Source organism: Rhizobium sp. NLR16a, assembly GCF_017948245.1.
In the GTDB taxonomy this organism is placed as follows: Bacteria; Pseudomonadota; Alphaproteobacteria; order Rhizobiales; family Rhizobiaceae; genus Rhizobium.
In genome coordinates this window covers 193,751-218,083 of the sequence record NZ_CP072867.1, presented here as the reverse complement: position 1 = coordinate 218,083, position 24,333 = coordinate 193,751, and the positions used below count along the sequence as shown (strand labels likewise).

The window sequence follows — 24,333 nt, the reverse complement described above, 5'->3', positions numbered from 1 at the left end:
AGATTGCGCGAAGGCAGAGGCGCGGCAAGACCCACGGCCGGCAATATCCGCCGTCCGTTTATAGTCGGACTGGATTGGAGAAAGACGGTTAGTTCTTCGGCTTCTGGCCGGCGGATTTCAGAATCGAGATCAGGTCGCTCATTCCCTCCGGCGAGGAATTGTAGAGCCAGAGAATATCCGGATTGTCCGATGTGAATTCCTTGCCGGAGCCCGAGCCCATGTCGCGGCCGGGCGAGGTCGTCTCCGGCAGCTTGCCCTGGCCCGGCGTCAGCCCCTCGGCGCGTTCATGGTCGGCGATAACAGCAACGGCGGCGGCAAAAGCCTTTTCATCGTGCCGGCGCAGCGCCGCAAGCGCGGGGTTTCGCGCCGCCAGCGCATCCTCGACCGATCCGGCATAGCCGATGCCGGCCATCCCAAGCGAAAGCAGCAGGCCGATCGACACGCTTATGAGCCGGGATTTCTTCATCGTCGTCACATCCGTCCAAGGGGCGCCATAACGCAACCGCTGCACACTTTTGCTGGAATTGCTCCAGAACGACAATAGGGAGAGCCCGAATGGAAGGCAACGGCGCTCGGCGCCAATCGATTGGGAGGGGTGAAATCGGCTGGAGAGAGGTCAGAGGATCTTCAGCTGCTGCAGGGCGAGGCGGAGATTGCGCAGCATTTCGCCGAAGATTTCCTCGATCCTGCCGGTCGACCAGACGACCATGGTGCCATAGGGCGAGCGCCTGCGCTGCATGAAGCCGGCTGTCTCGAAATCGATCAGCGTCTTGCGGCAGGTCTCGCTCGACATGACGGCGACCAGGAAACGGGCGAGATTGGACTGATCGATGGCGCCTGATTTTTCAGCCCAGTTCTGGATCAGCCGCGGCTTGGTGTCGGCGGTGAACATCGAAGCGAGCGCCCGCTCCTGCGAAAGCCCGAGGCGTTGCAGCTTCGCCGGATCGCGGGTGAGCGACACCACGTAATCATTGTGCAGATCGGCGAAGCGCTCGACATCTTCAGCCGTGTTGATGCCGAACACCTTCATCGAATAAAGAAACTCGGCCATCAGATAGGTCGGCTCGGAGCGCAACTGCGCCAGATGTTTTTCGTCCTTGCTGGCCGAGGCGGCGCAGACCCGATCGGAAAAGCCGATCCTTGCCGCGCGCACCTGCTCCAGCAGGCTGACGTCGAGCGCCACTTCGTCACCGTTCCAGTCCAGCATCGGCTTCCCTGCCAGTAAAACTCCAAGACGATGAAGTTGTACTATTGTCGACGCCGATCTCCAAATCGTTTGGAAAGCAACGCCTTGCTGACGAGCCGCTTCTATCCTAACATTTTAAGGACTTGGGGCATGATGCCGAAAGTTGTGAACGGTTTTCGGGCGACATCATTCTCTCACTCTTTAATTGTGAACAGGCTTCAGACCGAGGCCCCCAGGGCCAAGATGATCCTGTTCCGGGGTTCACGGCAATGCGCAGTTTCAGCTCGCATATTCTGATGGCCGCGGCGATCGCAATCGCCTGGCCTGTGCTCGCAAAAGATACGGTGATGATCGAGCTTCCGAGCGGCGACGGCGCCCGTTCGGTCGGCATCATCTCCGCCAATGAGGAGGTCGAGGCATCCGGACCGGCGGCGATCACCGTCGGCGACGACGGCACCGTCTACATCCTCGACCAGAATAACGGCCGCGTGCTCGCCGTCGACGGCGAACGCTCGCAGGCCGATCCGGAGATCCTGCCGCTGCCCGAAAATGCGGCGCCGGAGGATCTCGCCGTCGTTCATAACGAACTCTACCTCTGGTCTGACGGCATCGTGCCGCTCGAGCGCTCCCCCGGCGCCGATGGCCGCTCGCAGACCCTGCGCGCCATCGACGGCGGCGATGCCGACGACTACACCCGCTCGGTCTTCGCCTCGATGGGCTCGGTGCCGCCCGGTCCGCTGAACAGCATCATCGACGAGATCGGCCGCAGCACCAGCCGGCCGCAAGCCCGCCCGCCGGTTGTTCAATACGTGCCGAGCCGCGGCCTCGGCGATATCGTCGCAGAAGTTTCGGCGGCAAACGACAAGGCGGAAATCCTGCTGCGGCGCGCGAGCTCGGAGGAGAATTTCCTCTCGCTTCAGCTCACCGGGGAAAACCGGATCGGCACCGTCGAACTGCTCGACATCGACACGACGGGAAGGCCCTATGCGCTGGTCGAACTCGTGCCCGCCGAGCGGCCGGAACGGACCGGCATGCTGGTGGTGCGCTTCACGCCGAACGGCGTGCTGGAGCGCGTCTACGATCTGCCGATCGAACCCGGCACGGTCTTCTCCAGGCGGTTCGTGGCGATCGGTCCGCGCGGCGACGTGCTTTTTCTTCGCTCTCAGGAGAGCCGGGCGCAGGTGCTGAGACTCGAGGGGCGCGAACCCGGCCGCAAGCTCGCCGTCGCCAGGCCGGCAAAGCCATCGATGGCGACCAAGCCCGGAAAGGGGCCGAAGGTCGCCATCCTGCCGAAATCGCGCGGCGACGTCATCGAGCGGGCGATCGGCTTCGAGACGCTGAACTGGCTGGTGACGCCGGCGGCCTACGGCAAGGATCCGGGGCCGGCTTGTGTCAACATGAACCGGCTGCGCCGGCCGTTCTACCTGTTCGGCAAACGCGGCCAGACGGTGAAGGGCGTGCCCTATTGCTGGGGCTGCAAGACGCCGCTCGAGGACTTCACCGAGGGTGTCGTCGACGGCCAGACGGCCGGCAATGTCTGCACCAAGAGCGCGCCGCAAACCAATATTCTCGGCGTCGACTGCTCCGGCTTCGTCAGCGAAGCCTGGGGGCTGAAGATGCATGTCTCGACCCGGGCGATCCCGAGCATTACCAGACGGCTTGCCGACCCCTGGTCGCTGCAGCCGGGCGACGCGCTGAACCGCCCGGGTTCGCATGTGATGCTGTTCATGCGCTTCACCGACGACCGCAAGGTGGAGGTGATGGAGGCAACGCCCAATGCCTGCAAGGGCCGCGTCTGCCGCAACACCTATTCACTCGGAATCCTGCTGCTGCGCGGCTATCAGCCGGTGCGCTTCAAGGGGCTGGATGGCTGAGACTGGGATCAGGGCACGGTTTTCGTGCCGGGCGCAAACAAGCATTGCGCCCGGCACGGGCGTCTGAATCAGATTGCCAACTGAACATCTTGCAAGACGAAATCCGCAAGTCCGATCAAGGGCTGCGCCTTCGCAGCGTCGATCGAAAGCGCCGCGACTGCAGCGGCTGCCGCCGGTGAGGCCAGCGAAAGCTCATCGGGTATCGACATCATTCTGATGTCGAGCTTGGCGTAGTCCACCGTGTAGTATCCGGTTGCACCCTGATGCACGGCATCCGGCCTGATCAGCAGAAGATCCTGCGCCATCGTGCCGACAAAGAGCGGTCCGCCCCAGATGTAGCGGAATGCATAGATCGGGATGCCGGCAGGAGATGTGCCGAGGCGACGAATATCCGTCTTCAGACGCCGATCCGAATTCCACCCGCCAGTGGGGCCGCCCCCAGGATCGCTGCCGCCGGAGTCGCTGCCGCCGGAGTCATTGCCAGAGCCGCCGCCCATTCCGGATGAGCTGCTTGAGCCGCTGGAACTCTTGTCCGATCGCGCGAAAGTCGACTCCTGGTCATCACTTCTAGCGACAACCCTTTTGACGGTCGGCGTCTTGTTGCGGGTCGGCTGCGCCGGCTCCTGATGGGCGAAGAGCGTCTTGCCGCCCGGATCGAAGATGCAGCCCTGCAGCATGACGCCGGAGCCGGCGATGAAGGTCGAGCAGAGGAGTACGCGGATGAAGACTTTGCTGGTCATGTCAGGCGCCCCAAATCACCGGTTAAAAAAGATCATATCGCGGATTTCGCTTTGCCCACGTCGCCTTCGCAAGAAGCGTCAGCCTCTCGTTAAGGGACTTCGTTTTCGGCAGAGCCTTCAGTTCCTGTGCAGTCAATTCGGCCGAAAACGCTTCTGCGGCCTTCTTTTTGGCAGGCTCAGCCAAGGATGCGAGCTCCTTGTCCGACTGCTTCTTGGGATCGCCGGTTCCGGGCCTGTTGAGTGCGCTTGCAAGAGCGAAATAGTGAGCGGCGGTCACGAGGCTGTCGGCATCCGAACCGTCGCCCTTGGCCATCTTGGCCCGCTCGAACGCACTCCAATAATCACCGCGTTCCGCGCCCATTTCCAGCCAGGAGAGGGCTGCGGCCTCGTCCTTAGGCACCCCCAAGCCGTCTCTGTACATGAGGCCGATGTTCCGCGGGGCGTAAGGCTGGCCGCCGTCCGCTGCCTTTTTGAAAAGCTCCAGCGCCTTCTCGAGGTCCTGCGGCACGCCTTTGCCTGCGCGATAGATCATCCCGAGGCTGTTCATCGAATAGATGTCGTCTCTCTTGAGACCCGACTCGTAAAAGCGAATGCCGCGTTCCATGTCGGCCGGGACGTTGACGCCGTTCGAGAAGATGTAGCCAAGTTCGTTCATTGCATAGGTGTGGCCGAGGTCGGCTGCCTGGAGCATCAGCTTCAGGCCTTCCTCGGTGTCGGCTTTCACACCGCGGCCATAATAGAGGCTTTTGCCATAGGCATAGAGCGCGTAGGGATCGCCCTTCTTCGCGCCGATGGCGGCGATCTCGCTGGATTTGCCGAGGTTTGCCGGGACGGATGCGCCGACGAGATAGAGCGAGGCGAGTTCGGAAATCGCCCGGATATGCCCGGCATCCATCGCCTTTTTGATCGTCGCGAAGGCCGTCTTGGTGTCGCGGTTGGCAAGCTGGGCGCGGCCGAGCTGGTAGACGAAGCGCGCCACCTGAGGATAGGTCTTTATTGCGTCCGTGCAGGCTGGCACCGCGATGGCTGGATCGATTTCATTCGGCAGCTTGCCGGCGGTGACGCCCTGCAGGTCGAGCGGTGCGGCGGCGGCGGTATCGCAGGCGTCAAGCGTCGGCTTGAAGGTGACGGTGGCGGGCGGCAGGTCGTCGTTGGCGGCTTGCAGCGTCAGGGCGAAAGGCTGGTTTTCGGTGCCGATCTGCGGCTCGTAGGATAGCGCCGGAATATCGGCTGCCTCAAGCACGTGGCCGGGCCCGATCACCCGGTCGCCGGCCCGCAGCGTGCCCTTGTCGGGGAGGGCGGCGACCTTGAAGGTCATGTCCGCGGCCGATACCGGTACTTCAGGCAGACGGGCTTCGATGGGACCGACGCCGATCGTCGCATCGACGTCGCGCGGCAGCGCCTTCAGATAGGCGCCGGCATCGGCAAGCCGCGCTTGCTTTTCCTGTTCGAGCTGGGCGAGCTTGGCGCCGGCATCGGCCGAGACGGTGATGGCGACGACGCCCTGCGTCGCCTGGCCATAGGGATCGCTGACCGTATAGCCGATCAGGCCGATCGTTCCGGCGGCAACGCCCGATGAATCATAGCTCAGCGCCGTCAGCGCCGCGGCCGGCAGCTTGGCGCCCTGGTCCACCGGCTTGCCGTCGAAACTGAGCTTGCCGGTCTGGGGCAGCTGGTTGAGCGTGACGAGCAGCGCCGCGCCGGTTTCGTCATGCGGCGGAGCGATCGGCAGCGGGGTCGCGGAGGCGCCTTCCGGTACGCTCACCTGCTGCATCGGCTCGACGCTCGGCGGCGGTGGGGCGGGGATGAAATAGAAGCTGTCCATCAGCGAGGAGTTTTCCCACGGGACCTGCTTGCCATTGGTCATGGCGATCACATCGCGGCGCACATCGGTCAGGACCTGGCGGATTTCCTTGTTCGGCTCGCTGGCGCGCTTGATGAAGGATTCGGAATAGGGGCTGAGCGCCCCCTCGCCATCGAGCGCCACCTGGCCCGGCTCCGTCGAGAAGGCGATCAGGCTGCCGAGATCGCTGTCGATGCGCGCCAGCCCGCGCGTCGCGCCGACCGGCTCCAGCTTTTCCGCCATCCAGAATTTCTGCGCATTGAACGGGTTGTTGCGGCAGGCATCGAGGAAGATCAGCTGCACGCGCGAATTCTGCTTGAGATGGTTCAGGATCAGGTCGAGCGGCATGGTCTGCGTCTCGACGTCATAGGGCGTTTCCAGCGTCGCATCGACCGGCACGAGGAAATTCTGTCCGCCGACCTGGATGCCGTGGCCGGAATAATAGATGAGACCGGCCTCGGCATTGTTCGCCGAGCGCAGGAAGCTGCGCACCGTATTCTCAAGTCCGATGCGGTCGACATTGATGCCGATCGTCACGTCGAAGCCGGCCCTGCGCAGCGTGTTTGCGACTTCCTGGACGTCGTTTGCAGGATTGGGCAATGAGGGCAGCGTCTTATAAACGGAGTTGCCGACGATCAAGGCAACCCGCCGGCCATCCTGTTCAGCGGATGCGGCGGCAGCGGGCTGGTCAAGCCCGAGAAAGACCAATGCCGTCAGGAAGATCAGCAATATAGCCGCAAGGCGGTTCTTTCCGTGAAACTCGGGCATAGCTCCACCGCAGACAGTACTGGTTGGACGATTTATTGACCGACCAAATAAAAGTATTCCTGCGACTGTAAAAAAGCAAGTTTGGTTACTTCCAAGGCAATTGGAGGGCTTCCAAAAAATGTGTCGGTGCCGGCGCACCGGATGTGCCGGTCGATCGAAAGGACGAGGTCGATTGGATGGCCGCGCCGATCGCTGCTCAAAAATTTAGCAAATGCCGCAAAGTGTACACAGTAACAGGCAACCAAGGAACGGGCGCTAGAAAAATCAAAGATTTATAAGCTGGCACACCTCTTGCAAAGAATGTGCTGAGTTGGTGGCTAGGGTTCCGGCACTTTTCTGAAGCGCGACTGGTCCGAGAGCCACCACCGGCGGAGGAGAAATCCCGCCGGGTGCACGGCGGGACAAAAGCCCGGGAGACCTCGTAAGCCAAGGGATTGGTGGCACGATGGTCTTTGCCGATCCCTTTTGAAGAAAAGCAGAAGGGGAATTTCAATGCAGACTTTTTCGAAGATTGTTTCCACCACAGCGCTGGCGCTATCGCTGATGCTTGGCCTTGCTTCCGTCGCAGAGGCGGAACAGAAGACGGAATTCAAGGTGGCCTGGTCCATCTATGTCGGCTGGATGCCCTGGGGCTACGCGGCCGACCACGGCATCGTCAAGAAATGGGCCGACAAATACGGCATCAAGATCGAGGTCACCCAATTCAACGACTATGTGGAATCGATGAACCAGTACACGGCCGGCGCCTTCGATGCAGTGACGCTGACCAATATGGATGGGCTGTCGATCCCGGCCGCCGGCGGCGTCGATACGACCGCCGTGATCGTCGGCGACTTTTCCAACGGCAATGACGCCGTGATCCTGAAGGACAAGGCGAGCCTTGCCGATATCAAGGGCCAGAACGTCAATCTCGTCGAATTCTCCGTATCGCACTATCTGCTCGCCCGCGCGCTCGAAAGCATCAAGCTGACGGAACGCGACGTGAAGGTCGTCAACACCTCCGACGCCGACATGGTCGCGGCCTATAAGACGCCTGACGTCACCGCCGTCGTCACCTGGAACCCGCTGGTCTCCACCATCCTCCAAGATCCCTCGGCCAAGAAGGTTTTCGACAGCTCGCAAGTGCCGGGCGAAATCATCGACCTGATGGTCGCCAATAGCGGCGTGCTGAAGGACAATCCGAACTTCGGCAAGGCGCTTGCCGGCATCTGGTACGAGACGGCCGCACTGCTGCGCGCCGACACCGCCGAGGGTAAGGCCGCCCGCGAGGCCATGGGCTCGGCTTCGGGCACCGATCTTTCCGGCTTCGAAGCCCAGCTTGCCGCCACCAAGCTCTTCGACAAGCCGGCTGATGCCGTTGCCTTCACCGCTTCGCCCAGCCTGCCGAAGACCATGGATCTGGTGCGCAACTTCCTCTTCGAGAAGGGTCTGCTCGGCAACGGCGCGCCGTCCGCCGACGTCATCGGCATCGAAATGCCTGACGGCAAGGTGCTGGGCGACGCCGGCAATGTGAAGCTGCGCTTCACCGATGCCTATATGAAGGCCGCCGCCGACGGTTCGCTCTGATCGCAATGGGGCGCGGTCTGCCGCGCTCCCTCCCCTTCATCAGCGGAGCATTTCCCATGCGTTGGATCAACACGAGGCCGAGCCGGGGCGCCCAGTTCGCCTTGACGATGCTGCCCTTCGTGCTGCTCGCCCTTGCCTATGCCTTCGGCTCGGCCGCGCGACTGGCTGATAACGCCAACGACAAGCTTCTGCCGAGCCTTGCCGGCTTTGCCGATGCGATCAACCGTCTGGCCTTCGTCGCCGACCCGCGCACCGGCGAGTTTCTGCTCTGGTCGGACACGGGCGCGAGCCTCATCCGCCTGCTCTCCGGCCTCGGCATCTCGACGGCGACAGCGCTCATCATCGGCATGCTGATCGGCATGCTGCCCTATCTCAGAGCGCTGCTTTCCCCCTTCGTCGCCGTCATCTCCATGGTGCCACCACTGGCGCTGCTGCCGATCCTGTTCATCGTCATGGGTCTCGGAGAGACGTCAAAAATCGCCCTTATCGTCATCGGCGTCGCGCCGACGATGATCCGCGATCTGGCGCTGAAGGCGCTGGAATTGCCGCGCGAACAGATCGTCAAGGCCGAGACGCTCGGCGGCTCCTCCTGGCAGATCGGTCTGCGTGTCCTGCTGCCGCAAATCCTGCCGCGGTTGATCACTTGCCTCCGACTGCAGCTCGGCCCGGCCTGGCTGTTCCTGATCGCGGCCGAGGCGATCTCGTCGGACTCCGGTCTCGGCTACCGCATCTTCCTCGTCCGCCGCTATCTCTCGATGGATGTCATCTTTCCCTATGTCGTCTGGATCACCCTGCTTGCGGTGGTCATGAACGCCCTGCTCGATCGCTTGCGCATCGCCGTCTTCCCCTGGTCCGAACTGGAGAAGCAGGCATGAGCGAGTTGAAGATCGAAAGGGTCTGGAAGGAATATGGCGACCAGATCGTCCTCGAGGATGTGTCACTGACAGTCGCTTCGCGTGCCTTCGTCGCGCTTGTCGGCCCATCAGGCTGCGGCAAGACCACTTTCCTGCGCATGCTGCTCGGCCAGGAGCAACCGACGAAGGGCAAGATCCTGCTCGACGGCGAAGCTCTGCCGGCGGAGCCGGGACCGGATCGCGGGGTCGTCTTCCAGCGTTATTCCGTCTTTCCACACCTGACGGTGCTCGCCAACGTGCTGCTCGGCAGGGAATTTTCCGCCGCGCGCTACAAGGCCAGGCTCTTCGGCGCCGCACGCCGCAGCGCCATCGAGGAAGCACGCCAACTGATTGCCGAAGTCGGGCTCGCCGGTTCGGAGAACAAGTATCCGGCTCAGCTTTCCGGCGGCATGCAGCAGCGCCTGGCGCTCGCCCAGGCGCTTATCATGAAGCCGAAGGTGCTGCTGCTCGATGAACCGTTCGGCGCGCTCGATCCCGGCATCCGCGCCGAGATCCACACGCTGATGAAGCGGCTCTGGCATGAAACGCAGATGACCGTCGTCATGGTCACGCATGACATGCGCGAGGCTTTCACGCTGGCCAACCGCGTCGTCGCCTTCGAACGCCGCCGCGACCGGCCTGAGGAAAAGGAGCGCTACGGCGCCACCATCACCAAGGATATTGCCATCTGGCCGCCGCGCCTTGCCGGCCAGCCATCGATCTTCAGCCCTGACCGGGACGGCCCGGTCGCTTCCCTGGGGCATGGCCGGGACGACCTGGCATCATCAGGAGAGACGCTATGATGCATGTGAGACGCGCCCCCGAAGAAATCGCCTCCAATCGCGCGCGTTACGAGGAGCACCAGAAGAAGGGGCTGGAATTTGCGCCCAAGGTCCTGCCCGGCCCCAGCCCGCTGCCGGCGCCGGCCATCGATGCCGCCGCCGTCATCCACCAGGAGACCATTCCCGGCGGCTGGTACTGGTCGACGAAGCTCTTGCGCGGCGAGGCGATCCGCATCGATCAGGCAGAGGGAAATTCCACGGTGGCGCTCATTGCCTGGAATGCCGGCGATACGAGCGAGCGGATCAATCTCGTCGATACCGCCAAGGTCCAGTGGACGACGGCACTCGGCAAGGGGCGGGTGATTTTTTCCGATATGGGCCGCGTCATGTTCTCGATGATCGAGGATAGTTCCGGCGCCCATGACTGTCTGATGGGCGGCTCGACGGCCACCTCGAATGCCGCGAAATATCCGAGTGAGAAGACACGCAATACCCGTGACAATCTGATCCTCGTCGCCGTCAAGCTCGGCCTCGACAGGCGCGATATTCCCGGCATCCTCAATCTTTTCGCGCCCGTCCGCCTGGCCGAGAGTGGTGGGTTCGGCTGGCAAGGCAAACGCTCCAACAGCGGCGACTATGTCGAACTGCGTGCCGAGATGGACATGCTGGTCGGCTTTTCCACCTGCCCGCATCCGCTCGATCCCGATCCCACCTATCAGCCGAAGCCTGTCGTCATCACGCGCTACAAGGCGGCAATCCCTGCTGCCGACGATCTCTGCCGCACGGCGACGGCCGAAGCCGCGCGCGGTTTCGAAAACAACACCCTGATGCAGGCCTGAGGAGATGACGATGTCCGATTTCATTCAGACCTCCCCTGCCCGCACCCTGCAGAATGTCGCGCAGGATCATTTCATTCCGGCCGAAGCTCCGTGGTCCGGCCTTGTGCGCAAGGGCCAGACGATCCGCATCGAAGACAGTCTTGGCCAGCAGGCGATCGACACGCTCTTCTACCGTGCCGATGATTTCTCCGAGCGCTATTCCAATCAGGATACGATGCGCATGCAGGGTGCTGCCTATATCGGCATCGGCACCAAGATCATGTCGAACGAAGGCAATGTCATGCTGACGATGACGGCCGACAGCTGCGGCCGCCATGACACCTCCGCCGGCGCCTGCTCCTGCGAGAGCAATACGGTGCGCTTCGGTCATGGCACGAAATACCTGCATGCCTGCCGCGACAACTTTGTGCTCGAAGTTTCGAAACACGGCATGGGCAAACGCGACATCGTGCCGAACATCAATTTCTTCATGAACGTGCCGATCAAGCCGAATGGCGAGATGACGATCGTCGACGGCATTTCCGCACCCGGCGACTATGTCGAACTCGTCGCGGAGATGGACGTGCTCTGCGTCATCTCCAACTGCCCGCAGATCAACAATCCCTGCAATGGCTTCGATCCGACGCCGATCCGGGTGCTGATCTGGGACGGCGAGGACTGAGCATGTTCAAGAAAGTCCTGATCGCCAACCGGGGCGAAATCGCCATCCGGGTCATCAAGACGCTGCGACGGATGGGTATTGCCTCTGTCGCCGTCTATTCCGATGCCGACCGCTTCGCCAAGCCTGCGTTGATGGCGGATGAAGCGGTGCGCCTCGGGCCGGCGCCCGCCGGCGAAAGCTACCTCAATGTCGATGCCGTCATTGCCGCCTGCAAGGCGACGGGGGCCGAGGCCGTTCATCCCGGCTACGGCTTCCTGTCGGAAAATATCGGTTTTGCGGAGCGCCTCGCCGCCGAAGGCATCGCCTTCATCGGGCCACGGCCCGAGCACCTCTCTGCCTTCGGGCTGAAGCATACGGCGCGGGAACTCGCGAGGACGAGCGGCGTGCCGCTGCTGCCTGGCACCGGCCTGCTGTCGAGCGCCGATGAAGCGCTCGCTGCGGCAGAAACGATCGGCTATCCCGTCATGCTGAAAAGCACGGCCGGCGGCGGCGGCATCGGCATGCAGCTCTGCGCCGATGCCGAAAGCCTGAAGGCATCCTTCGAAAGCGTGCAGCGCACCGCACGGGCAAGCTTCGGCGATGCGCGCGTCTATATCGAGCGTTTCGTGGCAGAGGCACGGCACGTCGAAGTGCAGATCTTCGGCAACGGCCAAGGCAAGGTCATCGCGCTCGGCGAGCGCGACTGCTCGCTGCAGCGGCGAAACCAGAAGGTGGTCGAGGAAACCCCGGCCCCCGGACTTTCTGCCGCGACCCGCGCCCGCCTGCACAAGGCGGCCATCGACCTTGGTGCTGCCGTCTCCTATGAGTCCGCCGGCACCGTGGAATTCATCTACGATCCCCTGCGCGAGGAATTCTACTTCCTTGAGGTCAATACCCGCCTGCAGGTCGAACATCCCGTCACCGAAGCCGTCTTCGGGATCGATCTGGTCGAATGGATGATCCGTCAGGCGGCGGGCGAGGACGTGCTCTCGAGCGCCGAGGCCCTGCAGCCGAAGGGAGCGGCGATTGAAGTGCGCATCTATGCAGAAATGCCGCATGCCGATTTCCGCCCGAGCGCCGGCCTCCTGACGGAAGTGGCGTTCCCCAGGGACGCACGCATCGACGGCTGGATCGAGACCGGCACGGAGGTCACACCCTTCTACGATCCGATGCTCGCCAAAGTGATTGTGTCAGCCGAGGATCGCCCGGCTGCGATCGAAAAGCTGAAGGCGGCACTTGCGGAAACATCGATATCGGGCATCGAAACCAATCTCGACTATCTCAGGGCCATCGCCAGCTCCGGGCTTCTGGCGAGCGGCAAGGTGGCGACGACGGCGCTACGTGATTTTTCCTTCGTAGCCGATGTCATCGAGGTGATCGCGCCGGGCGCGCAATCGAGCATCCAGGAACTGCCGGGCCGGCTTGGTCTCTGGCATGTCGGCGTGCCGCCGAGCGGGCCGATGGACGAACGTTCCTTCCGCCATGCCAACCGCCTCGTCGGCAATGGCGACATGGTTGCGGCGCTGGAGCTGACGGTCTCCGGTCCGATGCTGAAATTCCATACCGATACGACAGTTGCCCTTGCCGGCGCCGGGATGGCGATGAGCGTCGACGGCGTGAAATTGCCGCATGGCGAGGCCGTCACCATCCGCGCCGGCCAGATCCTCGTCGTCGGCAGCATCGATGGACCGGGGCAGCGGGCTTACCTCGCCGTGGCGGGCGGTTTTGCCGCTCCGGTCGTGCTCGGCTCACGCGCCACCTTCGGGCTCGGGCAGTTCGGCGGCAACGCCACCGGGACGTTGAAGACCGGCCATGTGCTGCATCTTGCCCGTCAGGCGACCGCCGATGCCGCAAAGCCGGCAACCGAGCCTGCGGAACTGACGCGCGAGTGGGATGTCGGCGTTGTCTATGGTCCACATGGCGCGCCTGATTTCTTCCAGCACGGCGATATCGAGACGCTGTTCTCGACAAATTACGAGGTGCATTTCAACAGCGCCCGCACCGGCGTTCGTCTCATCGGCCCGGCACCGAAATGGGCGCGCAGCGATGGCGGCGAGGCTGGTCTCCATCCCTCGAACCTGCATGACAATGCCTATGCAATCGGCGCGATCGATTTCACCGGCGACATGCCGATCATTCTCGGGCCTGACGGCCCGAGCCTCGGCGGCTTCGTCTGCCCGGCGGTCATTGCGCGCGACGAACAGTGGAAAATGGGCCAGTTCAAGCCGGGCGATCGCATCCGCTTTCATCCCGTCACGCGATCGGATGATCCGATTGCCGGCCCGGTCGTGCATCGGGCGAAGGAAGAAATGGGCTCACCTGTGATCGGCAAGAGTGACGACGGGCCTGTCTCCGTCGTCTATCGCCGCCAGGGCGATGACAATCTGCTGGTTGAGTACGGACCGATGACGCTCGATATCGCTCTGCGGCTGAGAGTGCACCTGCTGATGCAGGCCGTCTCGCAGGCCCGTCTGCCCGGCATCGTCGATCTCACACCCGGCATCCGTTCGCTACAGATCCATTATGACGGCACGACGCTGACCCGCAAACGCCTGCTTGGCCTGCTGGCCGAAATCGAAGCAAGTCTGCCGGCGGCCCAGGACGTCACCGTGCCGAGTCGCATCGTGCATCTGCCGCTTTCCTGGAACGATCCGGATGCGGAACTTGCCATGCGCAAATATCAGGAACTCGTGCGGCCGAATGCGCCCTGGTGCCCTGACAACATCGAGTTCATCCGCCGCATCAACGGGCTGACCGACGAACAGGCCGTGCGCGACATCGTCTTCGACGCCAGCTATCTTGTGCTCGGTCTCGGCGACGTCTATCTCGGCGCGCCGGTGGCGACCCCCGTCGATCCGCGCCACCGGCTGGTGACGACGAAGTACAATCCGGCCCGTACATGGACGCCGGAAAATGCCGTCGGCATCGGCGGGGCCTATATGTGCATCTACGGCATGGAAGGTCCTGGCGGCTATCAGCTGTTCGGTCGCACAATCCAGGTGTGGAACACCTGGCGGCAGACGCCGGTCTTTGCCAGGGGCAAGCCGTGGCTGCTCGATTTCTTCGATCAGATCCGCTTCTTTCCGGCCAGCCATCAGGAATTGGCGGAGGCCCGCAGCGCCTTTCCGCATGGCGGTTATCCCGTCAAGATCGAGGAGACGGAATTTTCCTACGCCGCCTATGAGCAGGAATTGCAGGCAAATGCCGCCTCGATTGCGACCTTCAAGATGCGCCAGCAGGCCGCCTTCGACGCCGAACGCCAGCGCTGGAAGGCGGCGGGTCTCGACAGCTTCGTTACCGACGAAGGCGCCGGCGAAAGCCCGGATGGGGACATTCCCCAAGGCTGCTTCGGTGTCGCCAGCGCCGTGCCCGGCAATATCTGGAAACTGCTGGTCGAGCCGGGCGCACCGGTCGCGACCGGCGACACGCTTGCCATCATCGAATCCATGAAAATGGAAATCAACGTCACCGCACATGCGCCAGGCCGTGTCCGCGACCTGCGCGCCGGGCCCGGACGAAACGTCAAAGCGGGCGATATCATTGTTGTTCTGGAGGAGTGCTGACCCATGCTGCCGACCATTCTTGATCTGACCAGCCTTCGCGCAGCCTATGAGGCAGGCAAAAGCCCGCTCGATATTATCGAGATCGTCATTGCCCGTCGCAATGACGCGACGGATCCCGCTATCTTCATCACCCCGACGCCTGACGAAGCGCTGCGCGCCGAAGCACGCGCTCTGATGGAACGGGCGCCTGAGCCGAACAGCCTGCCGCTCTGGGGCATTCCCTTCGCGGTAAAGGACAATATCGACGTGACGGGCCTGCCGACGACAGCTGCCTGCCCTGCCTTTTCCTACCAGCCGGAGACGGACGCTACCGTCGTTGCGCGGCTGCGGGCCGCAGGCGCAATCGTCATCGGCAAGACCAATCTCGACCAGTTTGCCACCGGCCTCAACGGCACGCGTTCGCCCTATGGAGTGCCGCGCTCGGTCTTCGACAAGGACTATGTGTCGGGCGGCTCGAGCTCCGGCTCGGCGGTTGCCGTCGCCTCGGGCCTGGCGAGCTTCGCGCTCGGCACGGACACGGCCGGCTCCGGGCGTGTGCCGGCGGCCTTCAACAATCTGGTCGGCATCAAACCGACGCCGGGACTGGTGCCGAATGTCGGCGTCGTGCCTGCCTGCCGCAGCGTCGATGTCGTCACCGTCTTTGCTGCAACGGTCGGCGACGGCGTCGCGATCCGCAAGGTGATGGAGGGCTACGATGCCGCCGATCCGTTCTCGCGCAAGGCCGTTCCAGCCAGCCTGCCCACCTCCGGGTTGCGGATCGGTGTGCTCGACGGAGCCGAGCGGGAATTCTTCGGCAACAGCCACGTCGAGGCTCTCTATGACGCCGCAATCGAACGGGCACGCGCCCTCGGCGCCACCATCGTTGCCTTCGACTACGCGCCGTTCCGGCAGGCAGCCGAACTGCTCTATAACGGCCCCTGGGTCGCCGAACGGCTGGCGGCGGTGAAGGATTTTCTTGCCACCAATGCCGCCGACTTCGACCCGACGGTTCGCACCATCATCGAGGGCGCGAAAGCCTATGACGCGGTCGCCGCCTTCGAAGGCCGGTACAAGCTCGAAGCGCTGCGACAGAAGACCGGGAAGGAATGGGAAAAGGCTGATATCCTGATGCTGCCGACTTCGCCGACGACCTACACGGTCGAAGAAATGATGGCGGATCCCATTGTGAAAAACGGCCATTTCGGCCGTTACACCAATTTCGTCAATCTGCTCGATTGCGCGGCGATTGCCGTTCCAGCCGGCTTCGACGCCGACGGTCATCTCCCCGCCGGCGTGACTCTGATCGGCCCCGCCTTCACCGATGACGCAGTGGCCTCCTTCGCCGACGCCATGCACCGGGCGGCGAACGCGGGAATGGGCATGGACCGTCTGTCGGCGATTCCCGAGGCGAGCCGCGTGGCGCCGGCCGATGACGGCTTGGTGCCGATCGTCGTCGTCGGGGCACATTTGACCGGCATGCCTCTCAACCATGAACTGACGCGACCGGGCGGCAGGCGCATCAAATCCTGCCGTACTGCACCGGATTATCGCCTCTTCGTTCTGCCCGGTACCGTCCCGCCGAAGCCAGGCCTGGTCCGCGAACCCGGTTTCGACGGCAAGGGCCTCGAAGTCGAGGTTTGGAAGGTCACTCCGGAAACTTTCGGGCGCTTTGTGCAGAACATCCCGGCCCCGCTCGGAATCGGCAAGGTAGCGCTCGATGACGGTTCCCAAATTTCCGGTTTTCTCTGCGAGGCTCACGCCATCGAAGGCGCGCGCGAAATCACCGAATTGGGAGGCTGGCGCGCCTACGTCGCAGATCAAATGACAAGAGCATGAAGCATTGTCTCAAAAAAATCCTGCTGGCGATACTTGCTGGCCTTGAGGCACGAAGCGCCTCAAGGCGGCTCGGCCACCACAGGATTACCGGACGAGGTGAGACCGAGACGATATAGGACCTGTCATATTTGCGTCGACGCCTGAGGACGATCGTAAACAAGAAGTTCGCTGCGTTGCGGACAAAGGGCGGCTGCCGCAGTTGCGGCCGCCATGGCTTGAGCCTAGTCGCAGATGCCCCTGCAAGACTTCAGGTGCCGCGCGCGCTCGGCTCCTCGGTTGTTGCAAACACCGCGCTCGCATCGCTGACCATCTCCACATGGGAATAGGCTGCCTGTGCGGCAGCGATGCCGTCCGCTCGCATGACTGCCATCACGATCCGACCGTGTTCCTCGTAGGACTTTGCCAAGCGACCGGGCAGCCGAAACTGCGCCCGTCGAAATGGGGCGAGCCGTGCGCGTGTCTGCGTCACCATTTCAAAGATATGATCATTATGCGCCCCGCGGTAAAGGCGGGTGTGGAATTCCGTGTTATGCGCCGAATATTCCTCTTGCGCGCCGGCATGCACGAGCCTCATTGAGGCCTTATGCTCCAACTCCAGCGTGCGCCGCTCGTCGACTGTCATACGTTCGGCCGAGAGCCTGGCGCAGATCGCTTCGAGTTCCGCCATCGCCTCGAACATGGAATGAAGATAGGTTTCGGTCACCGTGGTGACGACGGCGCTGCGGTTCGGCTCGCGGTCGACAAGCCCCATCGCCCCGAGCTCACGGAGCGCCTCGCGCACCGGAGTGCGCGACACTTCAAAACGAGCAGCAAGCGAGACTTCATCAAGCTTCTCGCCCGGCAGCATCTGCCCGGTCACGATCATGTCGGCAATCGCCCGCACCATCTGCTCGACGGTCGTCCCTGCCCTGATGATTTCTCTGCGCCTGACTTGCTTCAAGGACCGATTCTGCATTGTTGAGGTTGCATACACATGCCCGCTCAAGCCGGCAAAGTCAAACAGCAGTATATATTATTGATGTAACTGGAAAAAATGCATTTTGCCCTGCCGGCCTAGTCAGCTCTTGAAGTCCAACGGTACGGACATCGGACGATTTTATAGGCCCTGCATATTTTTCATCCAATTTCGAGATGAAATTGCATGCACTTCTCCGACGTTAGTCGGCGAAAGAAGAATTTCGATCATAAAATCAATGCGATAAAATCTGGCATGACCATTGCATACACTTTTCTGTAACCAATTTTGAAAACGGCAGAACCGCCGTCAGGGGAGCATTCCGATGACCAGACTCCTTTCCATGAAACGCCGCCACTTCCTTCAGGCTTCCGCTGCCGCCACCCTCGTCGGCGCGGCGCCCGGTCTCCTCTCGTCGCGCGCATTTGCGCAGACGGCTCTCACCGTCGGCTTCGTCTATGTCGGTCCCAAGGATGACTATGGCTACAATCAGGCGCATGCCGAGGGTGCTGCGGCCGTCAAGGCGTTGCCTGGGATGACCGTCGTCGAAGAAGAGAACGTGCCCGAGACGGTCGACGTTCAGAAGACGATGGAATCGATGATCAATCTCGATGGCGCCACCCTGCTCTTCCCGACCTCCTTCGGCTATTTCGATCCGCATATGCTGGCGATGGCCGCCAAATATCCCGATATCCAGTTCCGCCATTGCGGCGGGTTATGGCAGGAGGGCAAGCACCCGGCCAATACCGGCTCCTATTTCGGTTATATTTTCCAGGGGCAGTATCTGAATGGCATCGCTGCCGGCCATGCGACGAAGAGCAAGAAGATCGGCTTCGTCGCGGCCAAGCCGATCCCACAGGTGCTGCAGAACATCAACGCCTTCCTGCTCGGCGCACGCGCAGTCGATCCGACCATCACCTGCCAGGTGATCTTCACCGGCGAATGGTCGCTTGCGGTCAAGGAGGCGGAAGCCACCAACGCTCTGGTCGATCAGGGCGCGGACGTCATCACCTGCCATGTCGACAGTCCGAAGGTGGTCGTCGAAACCGCCGCCGGCCGCGGCGCCTTCGTCTGCGGCTACCACGCCAATCAGAGCCCGCTTGCGCCCGAGAAATACCTCACGGGCGCTGAATGGGCCTGGGGCAATGTCTATAGCGATTTCGTCAAGAAGGCGCAGGCCGGCGAAAAGCTCGGCAACTTCGTGCGTGGCGGCCTGAAGGATGGTTTCGTCAAGATGAGCGCGCTCGGCCCCGGCGTTTCCGAGGCGGGCCGCAAGGCATTCGAGGCAACGCATGCCGACATGATGAAGGGCGGCTTCTCGGTCTTCAAGGGGCCGCTGAAGGATAACAAGGGCAACACCGTCGTGACGGCCGACAAGAGCTACGCGGAAGACGCGATCGAGCTCGAAAGCATGAACTATCTGGTCGAGGGTGTCGTCGGGTCCACCGCGTAGACCGCGTGAGGGAGAAGCGCCATGACCGTTCAGGCCAATGATCCCGCAATATCAGTCGCGTCCGGTGAACCAGCCGCGCTGCGTCCCCTGCTCGAATGGACCGCGCGCAGGGCCGAACCTGTGGTCATCGGCCTTGCGGCCATCCTGATCGGGCTCGGGCTCTTCTCCCTCTTCATCCTGGCGATCGGCAAATCGCCGGCCATGCTCTTCCAGCTCATGTATACCGGCGGCTTCGGCAGCTGGTTTTCGGTGCAGAACAGCTTAAGCCGTGCCGCACCCCTTCTCCTGACGGCACTCTGCGTCGCCCTGCCCGCCCGCCTCGGCCTCGTCATCATCGGCGGGGAAGGAGCGGTCGTGCTGGGCGGCGTTGCCGCCGCAGCCATGGCCATGCCGCTTGTCGGCGCGGCCCCCGTGTTTCCCGCTCTTGTTCTGATGGCGATTGCCGCCATGGTCGTCGGCGGCATCTGGATCGGCCTTGCCGGCTTCCTGCGCCATTACCGCGGCGTCAACGAGACCATTTCCTCCTTGCTGCTTTCCTATATCGCCATCGCCCTGATGAATCAGTTCGTCGAGGGGCCGCTCCGCGATCCGGCCAGTCTCAACAAGCCCTCGACCAAGCCGCTGCCGCCCGAATACATGCTCGGCAACATTCCTGGCATGGATGTGCATTGGGGCCTTGTGATCGGCGTCCTCGCCTGCATCCTCTCCTGGATCCTGATCGAGGTGACGAGCTTCGGTTTCGCCGCCCGCATCGCCGGCGGCAATGTGCGCGCCGCCCAGATCCAAGGTTTGCCGGTCGGAAGGCTGATCGCCGGCTTCACCGCGATCGCCGGCAGCTTCGCAGGTCTTGCCGGCATGATCGAGGTCGTGGCCGTCCAGGGTAGCGCCAATGCCTCGCTCGCCGCGGGCTATGGCTTTACCGGCATCCTCGTCGCCTTCCTCGCCCGCCACAATCCGCTGGCGATCATCCCTGTTGCGATCCTGCTCGGGGGCATCGATGCTTCCGGCGGCCTCATCCAGCGCCGCATGGGCCTGCCTGATGCCACGGTGCTGGTGCTGCAGGGCACACTCTTCATCGTCATCCTCTTCTGCGAGACCTTCTACGGGCGCTTCAAGATCTTCAATCCCGACCTCTGGAAAAGGAGCCCATGATGGAAGAGACAGGCATCGGCATCTGGGGCGTGCCGCTCGCGATCCTGGCGGGCGCCATCCGCGTATCAACCCCCTTCATCTTCGTCAGCCTCGGTGAGACGATTACCGAGCGCTCCGGCCGCATCAATCTCGGCCTGGAAGGTACGCTCGTCTTCGGTGCGATGACAGCCTACGCCGTCGCCGTCATGACCAATTCGCCCTGGCTCGGCGTGCTCGCGGCCATGGCGACCGGCGCCATCTTCGGTCTCGTTCACGGCTGGATCTGCAAGTGGCCGAAGGTGAACGACATCGCAATCGGCATCGCTATGATGCAGTTCGGCCTGGGCCTCGCCTTCTTCCTCGGCAAGTCCTTCATTCAGCCTGCAGCGCCGCATCTGCCGTCGATTCCCTTCGGTTTCTGGTCGAGCCTGCCGCAGATTCAGGCAGCGCTGAACATCAACGTGCTCTTCATCCTCGGCGCCTTGCTGGCCTTCACCCTCTGGTGGGCCTTCGGCAATACGCGGCTGGGCCTCATCCTGCGCGTCGTCGGCGACAGCACCGATGCGGCGCGCGCCATGGGCATCAATCCGGATCGGGTGCGCCTGCTGGCCACCGCCGTCGGCGGGTCGCTGGCGGCCATCGGCGGCGCCTATCTCTCGCTTTACTATCCGGGATCGTGGAACGAGGGCATTTCTTCAGGCCAAGGCCTGATGGCCGTCGCACTCGTCATCTTCGCCCGCTGGAACCCGATCGGGTGCTTCCTCGCCGCCCTGCTCTTCGGCGGCGCCGGCGCACTTGGGCCGGCGTTGCAATCGATCGGCGTGACCCAGGGCTACTACCTCTTCTACGCCGCGCCCTACGTGCTCACCCTCGTCATCATGATCGCGACCTCCTCACCGACACGCTCGCTTGCCGGTGCGCCGGGCGCGCTCTCGCTGACGAAGTGAGGAGGGAGCATCTGATGTCCAACCGCGGCATCAAAACATTCAAACTTGCGGGTGAATAGGAGAAGAAGACGATGGACGCCATGGTCGAGACCAAAGGACATTATATCGACGCTGATCCCTATCCCTGGCCCTATAACGGCGCCCTGCGCCCGGACAATACGGCCCTCATCATCATCGACATGCAGACCGATTTCTGCGGCAAGGGCGGCTATGTCGACCACATGGGTTACGACCTGTCGCTGGTTCAGGCGCCCATCGAGCCGATCAGACGGGTTTTGGCCGCCATGCGCGCCAAGGGCTATCACATCATCCACACCCGCGAGGGCCATCGCCCTGATCTCGCCGATCTGCCGGCCAACAAGCGCTGGCGCTCACAACGCATCGGCGCAGGCATCGGCGATCCAGGCCCGTGCGGGCGCATCCTCACACGCGGCGAACCCGGCTGGGACATCATCCCGGAACTCTACCCGATCGAAGGCGAGACGATCATCGACAAGCCCGGCAAGGGCTCGTTTTGCGCCACCGACCTGGAGCTGATCCTCAACCAGAAGCGCGTCGAGAACATCATCCTGACCGGGATCACGACCGACGTCTGCGTTTCCACGACGATGCGCGAGGCGAACGACCGCGGCTTCGAATGCCTGCTGCTGGAAGACTGCTGCGGGGCGACCGATTACGGCAATCATCTCGCCGCCATCAAGATGGTGAAGATGCAGGGCGGCGTCTTCGGCTCCGTCTCCAATTCCGAAACGTTCGTGAGCCAGCAGCCATGAGCACAATCCGCGACACGCCCCTTCCGCAGGCCGGCAAGGCCGTCGGCATCGACACCATGGATATGACGATGCGCTTCGGCAGCTTCACCGCGCTTGACCATGTCTCGATCAAGGTCCCCGCCGGCAGCTTCCATGCCCTGCTCGGCGAGAACGGCGCCGGCAAGTCGACGCTCGTCAAATGCATCATGGGTTTCTATCATGCAACATCGGGTTCGCTCTCCGTTGATGGTCGCGAAGTGGCGATTGCCTCGCCCAGGGATGCGGCGACCTATGGGCTCGGCATGGTCTATCAGCACTTCACGCTGGTCCCCTCGCTGACGGGTGCCGAAAACCTCGTCATCAGCCGCGCTGAAGTCCCTGCCATCCTCAACTGGGCGAAGGAGCGGAAGGATCTCGCCGCCTTCATGGAGCGCATGCCCTTCCAGATCCCGCTCGACCGGCCGGTGAGCGAACTGGCCGCCGGCGAGAAGCAGAAGCTCGAAATCGTCAAGCAGCTCTATCTCGGCCGCTCCTTTCTCGTCCTCGACGAGCCGACCTCGGTGCTGACGCCCGCGGAAGCCGACGAGATGCTCGGCCTCGTGCGCGGGATGACGGACCGAGGCGAACTGACCGTGCTGATGATCTCCCACAAGTTCCACGAGGTGACGAAATTTGCCGATGCCGTCTCGATCCTGCGGCGCGGCAAGCTGGTCGGCACAGGCATGGTCGGCGAACTCTCCACGGCCGAGATGGCGACGATGATGATCGGCGACGTCAAGCTCGCCGAGCTCGACAGCCGCGTTCCCACCCCGCAGGGCGCCAAGCCGGTCCTCAAGCTCGAGCAGGTCAAGGCGGCCGACCGCTCGGGGCACAAGACCATCGAAATCGACGAACTCATGGTCCGCTCCGGCGAGATCGTCGGAATCGCCGGAATATCAGGCAATGGCCAAAAGGAATTGACCGAAATCCTCGCCGGCCAGCGCCCGACGGAGACCGGCCGCGTTATCGTCAACGGCGACGCCTACCGCGCGTCACGGCCGGAGACGCGCAAGAACAATGTCCGTTTTATTCCCGAGGAGCCGCTGCAGAACGCCTGCGCGCCGCGCATGACGGTCAGCGAAAATCTCGCCTTTCGGACCTTCGATCTCACGACCGACGACAAGGACGCGGTCTGGCTGAACAAGGGCAAGATGAGGAAGCGCGCCGCGGCGCTGATTTCCGACTTTAAGGTGAAGACAGCCTCGTCTGCCTCGCCGATCGCGGCACTTTCCGGCGGCAATGTGCAGCGCGCCGTGCTTGCCCGCGAACTCACAGGCAAGGTGGATCTGCTGATCGTCTCGAACCCGTGTTTCGGCCTCGATTTCTCCGCCGTCGCCGAAATCCGCGCCCGCATCATGAAGGCGCGAAATTCGGGCGCGGCCGTGTTGCTGCTCTCCGAGGACCTCGACGAGCTGCTCGAGATGTCCGATCGCATCATGGTGATTTCGGAAGGCAAGCTGGTCTACGAAACGCCGGCCCGCTCAGCCGATATCGGCATGATCGGCGCCCACATGGCGGGGCATCACTGATGGCTGAGATCAAGGCAGAACCCTTCGCCTTTCCGGTGAAGCACGACCAGCTCGCGCTTATTGTCATCGACATGCAGCGAGACTTCGCCGAGCCCGGCGGCTTCGGCGCAAGCCTCGGCAACGACGTCAGTCGCATCACCAGGATCGTGCCCGATGTCAAACGACTCATCCAGGGCTTTCGTTATGCCGGGCTGCCGGTCATTCACACGATGGAATGCCATAGGCCGGATCTTTCGGATCTGCCGCCGGCCAAACGCGACCGCGGCAATCCCACACTCAGGATCGGCGACGAAGGCCCCATGGGCCGCATTTTGATCTCCGGCGAGCCCGGCACAGCAATTCTGCCGGAGCTTGCTCCGATCAAAGGCGAGGTCGTCATCGAAAAACCGGGCAAGGGCGCCTTCTATGCGACCGAGCTCGACGAAGTGCTGCAGCAGAAGGGAATCAAACAGCTGGTTTTCGCAGGCGTGACGACCGAAGTCTGCGTGCAGACCACCATGCGCGAGGCGAACGACCGCGGCTATGAATGCCTGCTCGCCGAGCAGGCTACGGAAAGCTATTTTCCGGAGTTCAAGGCCGCAGCCATCGCCATGATCCGCGCCCAGGGTGCAATCGTCGGCTGGACGGCCCATGTCGACGCCATTTTGGAAAGCATCGCCCATGCCTGAAACCACCCGCGAATTGCTGACCTCGGGCGGTTGGAGGGATCTGGAGTTCGGACCCTTCCGCGATCAGGTGACGATCCACTGGATCCGACCCTTTGAGGACGATCAGCCAGGAGTAGCGCTCCTGAAATATGAAGCCGGCGCCGGCGTTCCCCGCCATCGGCATGAGGGGCTGGAAACCATTCTCGTGCTCGACGGAGTGCAATCGGATGAAGCGGGCGACTACGGCCGCGGCAGCTACATCGTCAACGCCCCCGGCACCGAGCATTCGGTCTGGAGCGAAACCGGCTGCGTCGTCCTCATCCAGTGGGACCGGCCCGTCAGAATACTGGAATAGAAAACAGTATGAGGCA

The 24,333-nt window shown here is 62.7% G+C and carries 20 protein-coding genes and 1 riboswitch; of the genes, 15 read left to right on the top strand and 5 right to left on the bottom strand.

Going from position 1 to position 24,333, the window contains the following annotated elements; genetic code table 11:
* Positions 1 to 88 precede the first annotated feature (88 nt).
* Both J7U39_RS23250 and J7U39_RS23245 read right to left on the bottom strand, forming a co-directional pair.
* Complete coding sequence (locus J7U39_RS23250; RefSeq protein WP_210632610.1) at positions 89 to 466, bottom strand: hypothetical protein; 378 nt, start codon at positions 464 to 466, stop codon at positions 89 to 91.
* Between the two features lie 150 nt (positions 467 to 616).
* Positions 617 to 1,207, bottom strand: coding sequence for a hypothetical protein (locus tag J7U39_RS23245; RefSeq protein WP_210632609.1), 591 nt, complete (start codon positions 1,205 to 1,207; stop codon positions 617 to 619).
* Positions 1,208 to 1,455: 248 nt separating this feature from the next.
* Between J7U39_RS23245 and J7U39_RS23240 the strand changes: the two genes are divergently transcribed.
* Positions 1,456 to 3,060: a hypothetical protein gene (locus J7U39_RS23240; RefSeq protein WP_210632608.1), complete on the top strand. Its 1,605-nt coding sequence runs from the start codon at positions 1,456 to 1,458 to the stop codon at positions 3,058 to 3,060.
* A 68-nt stretch (positions 3,061 to 3,128) separates the two neighbouring features.
* Here J7U39_RS23240 and J7U39_RS23235 read toward each other — a convergent pair whose 3' ends face one another.
* Both J7U39_RS23235 and J7U39_RS23230 read right to left on the bottom strand, forming a co-directional pair.
* The gene (locus J7U39_RS23235) at positions 3,129 to 3,800 is read right to left on the bottom strand and encodes a tail fiber domain-containing protein (RefSeq protein ID WP_210632607.1); all 672 of its coding nucleotides are present in this window, start codon (positions 3,798 to 3,800) and stop codon (positions 3,129 to 3,131) included.
* 22 nt (positions 3,801 to 3,822) lie between these two features.
* Complete coding sequence (locus J7U39_RS23230; protein WP_210632606.1) at positions 3,823 to 6,411, bottom strand: caspase family protein; 2,589 nt, start codon at positions 6,409 to 6,411, stop codon at positions 3,823 to 3,825.
* 306 nt (positions 6,412 to 6,717) lie between these two features.
* A riboswitch (guanidine-I (ykkC/yxkD leader) is annotated at positions 6,718 to 6,829 on the top strand.
* A gap of 74 nt (positions 6,830 to 6,903) precedes the next feature.
* On the opposite strand from J7U39_RS23230, the gene J7U39_RS23225 reads away from it, so the two are divergent.
* From J7U39_RS23225 to atzF, 7 genes are read left to right on the top strand one after another with little or no spacing between them, the layout of a single operon-like run.
* Positions 6,904 to 7,977: a putative urea ABC transporter substrate-binding protein gene (locus tag J7U39_RS23225; protein ID WP_210632605.1), complete on the top strand. Its 1,074-nt coding sequence runs from the start codon at positions 6,904 to 6,906 to the stop codon at positions 7,975 to 7,977.
* Between the two features lie 56 nt (positions 7,978 to 8,033).
* Positions 8,034 to 8,852: an ABC transporter permease subunit gene (locus J7U39_RS23220; RefSeq protein ID WP_210632604.1), complete on the top strand. Its 819-nt coding sequence runs from the start codon at positions 8,034 to 8,036 to the stop codon at positions 8,850 to 8,852.
* Positions 8,849 to 9,673: an ABC transporter ATP-binding protein gene (locus J7U39_RS23215; protein WP_210632603.1), complete on the top strand. Its 825-nt coding sequence runs from the start codon at positions 8,849 to 8,851 to the stop codon at positions 9,671 to 9,673. The genes J7U39_RS23220 and J7U39_RS23215 overlap by 4 nt, the downstream gene beginning before the upstream one ends.
* The gene (locus tag J7U39_RS23210; protein ID WP_210632602.1) at positions 9,670 to 10,491 is read left to right on the top strand and encodes an urea amidolyase associated protein UAAP1; all 822 of its coding nucleotides are present in this window, start codon (positions 9,670 to 9,672) and stop codon (positions 10,489 to 10,491) included. The genes J7U39_RS23215 and J7U39_RS23210 overlap by 4 nt, the downstream gene beginning before the upstream one ends.
* Before the next feature lie 10 nt (positions 10,492 to 10,501).
* Positions 10,502 to 11,152 (top strand): urea amidolyase associated protein UAAP2, encoded by a 651-nt coding sequence (locus tag J7U39_RS23205; protein WP_210632601.1) that lies wholly within the window; start codon positions 10,502 to 10,504, stop codon positions 11,150 to 11,152.
* Positions 11,153 to 11,154: 2 nt separating this feature from the next.
* Entirely contained in the window at positions 11,155 to 14,694 is a 3,540-nt protein-coding gene (gene uca, locus J7U39_RS23200) for an urea carboxylase (RefSeq protein ID WP_210632600.1), read from the top strand.
* Between the two features lie 3 nt (positions 14,695 to 14,697).
* Entirely contained in the window at positions 14,698 to 16,509 is a 1,812-nt protein-coding gene (gene atzF / locus J7U39_RS23195) for an allophanate hydrolase (RefSeq protein ID WP_210632599.1), read from the top strand.
* A 247-nt stretch (positions 16,510 to 16,756) separates the two neighbouring features.
* Here atzF and J7U39_RS23190 read toward each other — a convergent pair whose 3' ends face one another.
* Complete coding sequence (locus J7U39_RS23190) at positions 16,757 to 17,449, bottom strand: GntR family transcriptional regulator (protein WP_210632598.1); 693 nt, start codon at positions 17,447 to 17,449, stop codon at positions 16,757 to 16,759.
* A gap of 340 nt (positions 17,450 to 17,789) precedes the next feature.
* Here J7U39_RS23190 and J7U39_RS23185 point away from each other — a divergent pair, with 340 nt between their 5' ends.
* The 7 genes from J7U39_RS23185 to J7U39_RS23155 all read left to right on the top strand — a co-directional run bounded on the left by J7U39_RS23185 (position 17,790) and on the right by J7U39_RS23155 (position 24,317).
* Complete coding sequence (locus J7U39_RS23185; RefSeq protein ID WP_210632597.1) at positions 17,790 to 18,917, top strand: BMP family ABC transporter substrate-binding protein; 1,128 nt, start codon at positions 17,790 to 17,792, stop codon at positions 18,915 to 18,917.
* A gap of 21 nt (positions 18,918 to 18,938) precedes the next feature.
* Complete coding sequence (locus J7U39_RS23180; protein ID WP_210632596.1) at positions 18,939 to 20,069, top strand: ABC transporter permease; 1,131 nt, start codon at positions 18,939 to 18,941, stop codon at positions 20,067 to 20,069.
* On the top strand, positions 20,069 to 20,995 hold the full coding sequence (locus J7U39_RS23175; protein ID WP_210632595.1) for an ABC transporter permease: 927 nt from the start codon (positions 20,069 to 20,071) through the stop codon (positions 20,993 to 20,995). The genes J7U39_RS23180 and J7U39_RS23175 overlap by 1 nt, the downstream gene beginning before the upstream one ends.
* A 71-nt stretch (positions 20,996 to 21,066) precedes the next feature.
* Complete coding sequence (locus J7U39_RS23170) at positions 21,067 to 21,768, top strand: isochorismatase family cysteine hydrolase (RefSeq protein ID WP_210632594.1); 702 nt, start codon at positions 21,067 to 21,069, stop codon at positions 21,766 to 21,768.
* Positions 21,765 to 23,315, top strand: coding sequence for an ABC transporter ATP-binding protein (locus J7U39_RS23165; RefSeq protein ID WP_210632593.1), 1,551 nt, complete (start codon positions 21,765 to 21,767; stop codon positions 23,313 to 23,315). The genes J7U39_RS23170 and J7U39_RS23165 overlap by 4 nt, the downstream gene beginning before the upstream one ends.
* Positions 23,315 to 23,983, top strand: a complete 669-nt coding sequence (locus J7U39_RS23160) for a cysteine hydrolase (protein ID WP_210632592.1) — start codon at positions 23,315 to 23,317, stop codon at positions 23,981 to 23,983. The genes J7U39_RS23165 and J7U39_RS23160 overlap by 1 nt, the downstream gene beginning before the upstream one ends.
* Positions 23,976 to 24,317 carry a cupin domain-containing protein gene (locus tag J7U39_RS23155; RefSeq protein WP_210632591.1) on the top strand — a complete coding sequence of 114 codons (342 nt, stop codon included), beginning with the start codon at positions 23,976 to 23,978 and terminating at the stop codon, positions 24,315 to 24,317. The genes J7U39_RS23160 and J7U39_RS23155 overlap by 8 nt, the downstream gene beginning before the upstream one ends.
* Positions 24,318 to 24,333 lie beyond the last annotated feature (16 nt).

Bases quoted from the DNA above. Each gene is read 5' to 3' on its own strand.
- J7U39_RS23205 (WP_210632601.1), top strand. From the start codon at position 10,502: ATGTCCGATTTCATTCAGACCTCCCCTGCCCGCACCCTGCAGAATGTC.
- J7U39_RS23230 (WP_210632606.1), bottom strand. From the start codon at position 6,411: ATGCCCGAGTTTCACGGAAAGAACCGCCTTGCGGCTATATTGCTGATC.
- J7U39_RS23210 (WP_210632602.1), top strand. From the start codon at position 9,670: ATGATGCATGTGAGACGCGCCCCCGAAGAAATCGCCTCCAATCGCGCG.
- J7U39_RS23225 (WP_210632605.1), top strand. From the start codon at position 6,904: ATGCAGACTTTTTCGAAGATTGTTTCCACCACAGCGCTGGCGCTATCG.
- J7U39_RS23175 (WP_210632595.1), top strand. From the start codon at position 20,069: ATGGAAGAGACAGGCATCGGCATCTGGGGCGTGCCGCTCGCGATCCTG.
- J7U39_RS23155 (WP_210632591.1), top strand. From the start codon at position 23,976: ATGCCTGAAACCACCCGCGAATTGCTGACCTCGGGCGGTTGGAGGGAT.
- atzF (WP_210632599.1), top strand. From the start codon at position 14,698: ATGCTGCCGACCATTCTTGATCTGACCAGCCTTCGCGCAGCCTATGAG.
- J7U39_RS23240 (WP_210632608.1), top strand. From the start codon at position 1,456: ATGCGCAGTTTCAGCTCGCATATTCTGATGGCCGCGGCGATCGCAATC.
- J7U39_RS23185 (WP_210632597.1), top strand. From the start codon at position 17,790: ATGACCAGACTCCTTTCCATGAAACGCCGCCACTTCCTTCAGGCTTCC.
- J7U39_RS23170 (WP_210632594.1), top strand. From the start codon at position 21,067: ATGGACGCCATGGTCGAGACCAAAGGACATTATATCGACGCTGATCCC.
- uca (WP_210632600.1), top strand. From the start codon at position 11,155: ATGTTCAAGAAAGTCCTGATCGCCAACCGGGGCGAAATCGCCATCCGG.
- J7U39_RS23165 (WP_210632593.1), top strand. From the start codon at position 21,765: ATGAGCACAATCCGCGACACGCCCCTTCCGCAGGCCGGCAAGGCCGTC.
- J7U39_RS23235 (WP_210632607.1), bottom strand. From the start codon at position 3,800: ATGACCAGCAAAGTCTTCATCCGCGTACTCCTCTGCTCGACCTTCATC.
- J7U39_RS23220 (WP_210632604.1), top strand. From the start codon at position 8,034: ATGCGTTGGATCAACACGAGGCCGAGCCGGGGCGCCCAGTTCGCCTTG.
- J7U39_RS23180 (WP_210632596.1), top strand. From the start codon at position 18,939: ATGACCGTTCAGGCCAATGATCCCGCAATATCAGTCGCGTCCGGTGAA.
- J7U39_RS23250 (WP_210632610.1), bottom strand. From the start codon at position 466: ATGAAGAAATCCCGGCTCATAAGCGTGTCGATCGGCCTGCTGCTTTCG.
- J7U39_RS23245 (WP_210632609.1), bottom strand. From the start codon at position 1,207: ATGCTGGACTGGAACGGTGACGAAGTGGCGCTCGACGTCAGCCTGCTG.
- J7U39_RS23215 (WP_210632603.1), top strand. From the start codon at position 8,849: ATGAGCGAGTTGAAGATCGAAAGGGTCTGGAAGGAATATGGCGACCAG.
- J7U39_RS23160 (WP_210632592.1), top strand. From the start codon at position 23,315: ATGGCTGAGATCAAGGCAGAACCCTTCGCCTTTCCGGTGAAGCACGAC.